The sequence below is a fragment of the Bacteroidales bacterium genome, from assembly GCA_021648725.1.
Taxonomy (GTDB): domain Bacteria; phylum Bacteroidota; class Bacteroidia; order Bacteroidales; family JAADGE01; genus JAADGE01.
The window spans coordinates 22,093-29,268 of record JAKISF010000037.1 but is presented as its reverse complement, the minus strand read 5'-3'; the positions used below and the strand labels follow the sequence as shown (position 1 = coordinate 29,268).

The window sequence follows — 7,176 nt, the reverse complement described above, 5'->3', positions numbered from 1 at the left end:
AACATCAAGAATATATTCGTTCTCATTGGGGTGTTGAAAATAAATTACATTGGACATTAGATGTTGCTTTTTCAGAAGACGCATCAAGAAAAAGGAATAAAAATGCTGCACAAAATTACTCTGTTCTTTTTGCTTAAATTCTTTTGGCTTTGCAATGATAATTTGTTTGGTCTTCAATAATATTTAAAAAATGAGAACTTGATTTTTTACAAAATAAATTTCATTATATTTGCAGCCTTAATTTTAAAAAAAATAAAATGACAAATACGAAACAAGCAAAAGACTATAAAGTAAAAGACATAAATTTGGCAGATTTCGGAAGAAAAGAAATTATTCTTGCCGAACACGAAATGCCGGGATTAATGTCTTTAAGAAAAAAATACAGCAAATCGAAACCTCTTAAAGGAGCTAAAATTACCGGATCTTTGCACATGACAATCCAAACAGCCGTTTTAATTGAAACATTGGTTGATCTTGGTGCCGATGTTCGTTGGGCAAGTTGTAATATTTTTTCCACACAAGACCATGCAGCAGCCGCAATTGCAAAAGCAGGCGTTCCGGTTTTTGCATGGGAAGGCGAAACATTAGAAGAATATTGGTGGTGTACCGAAAAAGCATTATTATTCCCTAACGGAGAAACCCCGGACCTGATTGTTGATGACGGAGGAGATGCAACAATGATGGTTTTAAAAGGCTTTGAAGCAGAAAATGACACAACAATTTTAGATGAAAAAGTTGAGCAAGAAGATGAGACAGAGCTTTTTAAACGATTAAAGGTTATATTAAAAGAAAATAACGGAATTTGGCATAAGGCAGTAAAAACATTAAAAGGTGTTTCCGAAGAAACAACAACCGGAGTTCATCGTTTATACCAATTAATGGACGCCGGAAAATTATTATTTCCTGCAATTAATGTAAATGATTCTGTTACAAAATCAAAATTTGATAATACATACGGTTGCCGTGAATCACTGCCAGACGGAATTAAACGAGCAACAGACATTATGTTGGCAGGGAAAAAAATTGTTGTTCTCGGTTACGGTGATGTCGGAAAAGGTTCTGCAAAATCGTTTGTCGGATACGGTTCAAGAGTAACCGTTTCGGAAATTGATCCTATCTGTGCTTTACAAGCAACAATGGAAGGTTTTGCCGTTAAAACAATTGAGGATATGCTCTCGGAAGGAGATATTTATGTTACGACAACAGGAAACAAGGATGTAATTACTATTGAACACATGGAAAAAATGAAAGATAATTCTATTGTTTGTAACATCGGGCACTTTGATAATGAAATACAAGTTGAAAAGCTTATGAATTATCCCGGAATTGTAAGAGAAAACATTAAACCGCAAGTTGATAAATTTACGTTTCCCGACGGACATTCAATTATTTTGTTATCGGAAGGAAGGTTGGTAAACCTTGGTAACGCAACCGGACACCCGTCTTTTGTAATGAGTAACTCATTTACAAACCAAATATTAGCCCAATTAGAATTATGGCAAAAAGATTATAAGATTGGTGTTTACAGGCTTCCTAAAGATCTTGACGAGGAAGTTGCCCGATTACACTTAGCTCATGTAGGAGCAAAACTTACAGTTTTGAGCAAAGAACAATCAGAATATGTCGGAATTCCTGTTGGAGGACCATATAAACCAGACCATTACAGATATTAGTATTTAAATAAAATAATATTTAAGCCTCGTTTTTAACGAGGTTTTTTTGTTTGAATTATCTAAGTTCGTATTTTTATGGTATATTTAAGAGAAAATTAATGTCATTTTATGAATAAACTTATATTTTATATACTATTTCTTTATTTTTCCCTAAACAGTATTGCGATTTCCGCTCAGCAAGACACATCTTTATTTGAAGTTGATGTTCTCGGAGCAGATGATTTAAAAGAGCCGGAGAAAGACAACGAAATAAAAATTATTTCTGCAAGCAGAAGTTCAAAAAAGTTAAAAGACCTTCCGGTTACGGTTGAAGTAATTACAAGAGAAGAGATATTAATGAACGGTTATATTACCTTGGCAGATGTCTTAAAATCAATGCCCGGAATAAAGGTTTCACAACCCGGCTCGGGAGAGCTCGGAGAAATGTTTCTGATGCGCGGTATGTCAGGAAATAAATATACAAAGATTCTTATTGATAATATTCCGGTAAAGCCGTCAGTTGTTTCAGGTATGCCAATTGAATCTCAGCTGCCGATTCGGCAAGCAGAACGAATCGAAATTGTTTACGGACCGGCATCAGCAGTTTACGGTGCAGATGCGACAGTCGGAGTTATTAATATAATTACGAAAAGTGCAGAGTCCGGTATTTTCTCGGAAGCTGACATAAGTTTGGGAAATAACGGATATTCATATATTAATTTTCATGCAGGAGGAAAAGCCGGAAGAAATAAAAAAATTCTTAAATATAACTTCTACGGAAGTAAAGCCAACTTTGACAGGATGAATGTTTTTAATGATACATCGGTTTATCATCCTTTAGATTATTTGGAACAAAAAGATGTTTATTGGCTATACGAAGGCGATACAATAAGACCTACACAGCTTACGCCGTCTTTAATGTCAGCATTAGGCTTAAATTACAGTGATTTATACAAATACAACTATGAAGGAACATTAAGTGAACCTTCTGTTTCAAATATACCTTCCGAAAGCCATATTGTAGGATTAGACTTGAGATACAGAGGCTTTGGAATTTCATATCAAAATATGGCAAGAAAAACACACAGCTCAATCGGAAAAACAACATATTTATATAAATATAATGATCCTAAAAATTTTATCGGAGATATAATTAATCGAGTTACTTTAAGTTACATAAAAGATATTAACAAAATAAAAACAACAACAAACCTATCTTTTATGAATTACTCTATGGATAATAACTCAAATTACGGCGTTACTTTTATTCCCGAACACGATAAAGTATATCAATATTCTGCATCTAATGATATTTTCGGAGAAGAAATAGTAACATATTTCGGAAAGCACTTTGAATTAACAGGTGGGCTGTCAATTCAACTTTCAGTAGATTTGCCTTCAACAAACTACCTGTTTGAACCTTTTGAAAAAGAGCAATATAATAAGATTATTGAGAAACCCGGTGATTTTGATGAATATAAAAGCTTCGGGTTAAACCCGTATAAATTTTTAAATACATCTGAATTTATACAAACATATTTTGAGCTTAAAAATTTTACAATTATGGGCGGTGTTCGTCATGATTATAACAGCTTGTACGAAAAATCAAGTGTAAACCCCCGTGTAGCGGTTTTATATAAACTAAATAAAAAAACCTCATTCAGAGCATCATTCGGACGTGCTTTCAAAGCTCCTGCGGGTAATGTTTTATATAGCTCAATAGCATTTCCTGTCGGGAATGACAGTATTTTTTATGCCGTAGTTCCGAATAACAAATTAAAACCCGAATTCTTCAAGGCTTATGAGTTTGGTATCAGAAAAAAGATGTTCAAAGATAAAGTATATCTTAATTTGGCTTTTTATTATAACAAAACAGATAATATTATAACGACAGCATATGTTGATCCGAAAAAACTAAATCTGCCCTATGTTGCAAACAACTCGCTTGAACCTGCAAGAACATACACAAACAGTGAGGGTGCAGAAACAAAATTGTTCGGATTAGACGGTTCGTTAAAAATAATTAATCCGCTGAACAGGTACAAATTAACTGTCGAGTTAGTAGGCACAATAACAAAGGGAAGAGAAGTTTTGCCGGGAGGGGATGTAATAAAGTTTCTCAGAACAATGCCGTCTTATATAGGTAAAGGAAATGTTACCTTAAAACCGACAAGAAGAACATATATTAAGGTTCAAACAACTTGGATGAGCAAATTTCAAGATTTATTCGGAATTAACTACGGCTCATTTATTTTTGGTGATTATTCCGAAACAAACGGGTTTTTTACTGTTGATATAGTCGGAGGCTTCAGGTTTCATAAAAATCTGAACCTATATTTAAAAATAATTAATATTATGAATAAAGAATATACAGGAATAGACGGAACCGGTTATGATGTTGATTTGAGATATAATCCGCAATTGGGGCGAAATATAAGATTCGGAATGACATTTTTGTTAAATTAATCATTTGTGAGAATAAATGTAAAATATATATCGACAGCCTTGTTATTATTTTTGTTTTTTGATTTTTTCGGGCAAAATCATCTTGAACAATATGTGGTTCAACTTAAAGATTCTGCAGATGCTGAATTTAATAAAGCTGACTATAATAAGTCCCTTGAATACCTCCGGAAAGCATTGTCTTACACATCTCAAATCTCTGATGAAAACATCGAAGCAGAATGTAACAGACTGGCAGCAGAAATATTTTTGATTAAAAATGAAAAAAGAATTGCAGTTCAATATTTTTTGCGAGCAACATCAAATTTAAAAAAAACGAACAATACATCTTCATTAAGTTCTGTATATTATAAAATTGCCTTAATTTATTTTAATGCAGGAGCTTATAAAAAAGCAAAAGAATATTTCTTTTTATGTGACAGCATTATTCCGAAACCTGAAAGAACATATTTATATAATCAAAACATTAACAAATATATAGGAAATGCATATTATAGGATGTCCGATTATGACGGAGCAAAACCGTTTTATGAAAAAAATTACACCTCTTCAGTTGAAAAAGAAGACACTGCAAATATTATTGGGGCATTAAAAAACTTAATACAGGTTTCAAAAAAAAAGAACCGATATAAAGATGCAATTAACTACAACAAAAAATTATACGGAATTTTTAAAATGCAAAACGATTCTCAAAATAAAGCAACAGTTCAGAATAATATCGGCTATTTATACATAAAATCAGGAGATAACAAATCTGCATTAAATGCATTTCAAAAGGCAGAGAGAGAACAAGAAACAAACAACCTTTTTAAAGCCCGAAACTTAACAAACATTGCTGTTTGTCTCCAAAACAAAGGAGAGGTTGATGAGTCGGTTTCAACATTTTTAAAGGCAAGAGCAATTTGCGATCAAGATAAAAATTACAGACAAAGAGCTGTTATTAATAATATTTTAGCATTGGTATATTATCAAAAGGATGATTTATACAATGCTGCGGAATATAGTATTGAATCAATTGAAGATGCCGAAAAATCAAAAGACAAAGCAGTTCTTAAAAACAATTATAAAACCTATTCTACAATTTTGCAAGGTCTTGACGATTACCAAAAAGCATTAGATTTTCATAAAAAACACTTAGATATACGAGATTCATTATTGGTTGAACAAAGAATGTATGAGCAAATGCTTTCTCAAAGAATACATGAACTTGAAACATCGGAAAAGGAACTGCAAGTTAAATTAGCAGATGAGGAAATTAAGGATATGTTGCTGAAGCAAATGAAGTTAGAAGCTGAAAAAAGAGAACAAGAATTAGAACTTTTAAATAAAGAAAAGGAACTTGCAAAGTCGGAAAAAGAAATGGCTCTTAAAACTTTAATTTTAGAAAGGCAAAAAAGGGAAACACTTTTAAAAGAGCAAGAAATTAAAGGACTGGAACACGAAAAACAAATTCAGGATTTAGTTTTAAAACAAAAAGAAATTAAAGAAAAGCAAAAACAAAAAGAAATTCAACTGCTTGAAATCCAAAATGAAAAAAAACAATTAACCATTGAAAAACAAGATGAAGAGAAAAAAAGATTTCTTTGGACGTTCGGGTTTGTTTTAATTATATTGGCACTAATTGTTTACAGTTTAATTTCCGCAAGAAAGAAAAATTTAAAATTAAGAGCACAAAAAGAACAAATAGAACAAAATAACGATGAATTAAACCAGCAAAATGAAGAAATATCAGCACAAAAAGAATATCTTGAAAAAGCAAACATTCAAATAACCAGCCAAAAACAAGAAATCGAAATAAAAAATACAGAAATTACTGACAGCATTAAGTATGCAGAGCGAATACAGAAAGTAGTTATGCCGCCGATAAATTTAAAAGAAGCAGGTTTACAAGATTTTTTTATTTTTTACAAACCTAAAGATATCGTAAGCGGTGATTTTTATTGGATGAAACAAATAGGTGAAAATATAATTATTGCAATTGCCGATTGCACCGGGCACGGGGTTCCGGGGGCATTTATGAGCATGCTCGGAATATCCTACTTAAATGAAATTGTTACCAAAACAAGATTTGATGATGCCGGAAAGATTCTTGACAGACTGCGAAATAAGGTTAAAAAATCATTAGGACAAACCGGAAAAGAATTTGAACAAAAAGACGGAATGGACATGGTTCTTTTAATTATTGATACCGAAAATATGAAATTACAATATGCAGGTGCAAATAATCCGCTTTATATGATATCGCACGGAGAAGAAAAACTTATTAAAGCCGATAAAATGCCTATCGGCATTTATCATAGAGAGGATAGCTTTACAAACCATATTATTGATTTAGAAAAAGAAGATATAATTTATGCTTATTCCGATGGTTATCAAGATCAATTCGGAGGCAAAAACGGTAAAAAATTCTTAACTAAACATTTTCGAAAACTGTTGTTTGAAAACCATAAAAAGGAAATGTCCGAACAAAAAAGGGTTCTAAAAGAAACCCTTGAAGAGTGGCAATCACATAAAGATAGTGACGGGGATTTTTTTCCCCAAATTGACGATATTTTAGTTGTAGGAATAAAAATTTAGTTCTTAATATGCAGCGTATTAGTATTAATATCAAAAGTGCAAGAATACATTTTTAAAGGATATACAGAAGGTCCTTGGGATACCGTGCCGCTTAGTAACAGAGAAAATTCAGAGCCGCAACAAACAGAATCAACGGCATTAAAATTAAGCTCATTAACATACACCTTTCCGCAATCCGGATCATACGGGCAAGTCCTTTCATATGCTTGATATTCGTCTAAAGATGAATGATAAATTAATATTCCGTTTACACCGCCCGTAACATATACATATCCGCCTAAGTTTATTAAATTATTATAGGCCGGATTTGTTAAATCAACATAAAAATCAACATATACCGTGGGTATTTTGCTTTGGTTTTCATCACACGAAAAAAAACTTAATACTGCAACAAGAACAAAAGCCAATACACCTGTTTTTATGATGAAATGTTTTTTTTTCATAATTATTTTCTTTTCTTTACTAATCTTAGTATTAATTTTGT

4 protein-coding genes and 1 pseudogene are annotated in these 7,176 nt (G+C 32.2%); 4 read left to right on the top strand and 1 reads right to left on the bottom strand.

Going from position 1 to position 7,176, the window contains the following annotated elements:
• From L3J35_11910 to L3J35_11895, 4 genes and pseudogenes are all read left to right on the top strand, one after another.
• A pseudogene (locus L3J35_11910) lies at window positions 1-128 on the top strand (ISAs1 family transposase).
• A 129-nt stretch (window positions 129-257) separates the two neighbouring features.
• Complete coding sequence (gene ahcY / locus L3J35_11905) at window positions 258-1,673, top strand: adenosylhomocysteinase (protein ID MCF6366896.1); 1,416 nt, start codon at window positions 258-260, stop codon at window positions 1,671-1,673.
• A gap of 108 nt (window positions 1,674-1,781) precedes the next feature.
• Window positions 1,782-4,118 carry a TonB-dependent receptor gene (locus L3J35_11900; GenBank protein MCF6366895.1) on the top strand — a complete coding sequence of 779 codons (2,337 nt, stop codon included), beginning with the start codon at window positions 1,782-1,784 and terminating at the stop codon, window positions 4,116-4,118.
• 6 nt (window positions 4,119-4,124) lie between these two features.
• On the top strand, window positions 4,125-6,692 hold the full coding sequence (locus L3J35_11895; protein ID MCF6366894.1) for a tetratricopeptide repeat protein: 2,568 nt from the start codon (window positions 4,125-4,127) through the stop codon (window positions 6,690-6,692).
• On the opposite strand, the gene L3J35_11890 is transcribed toward L3J35_11895, so the two are convergent.
• Entirely contained in the window at window positions 6,689-7,135 is a 447-nt protein-coding gene (locus L3J35_11890; protein ID MCF6366893.1) for a hypothetical protein, read from the bottom strand. The two genes, L3J35_11895 and L3J35_11890, sit on opposite strands and share 4 nt — an antisense overlap.
• Between the last annotated feature and the right edge of the window lie 41 nt (window positions 7,136-7,176).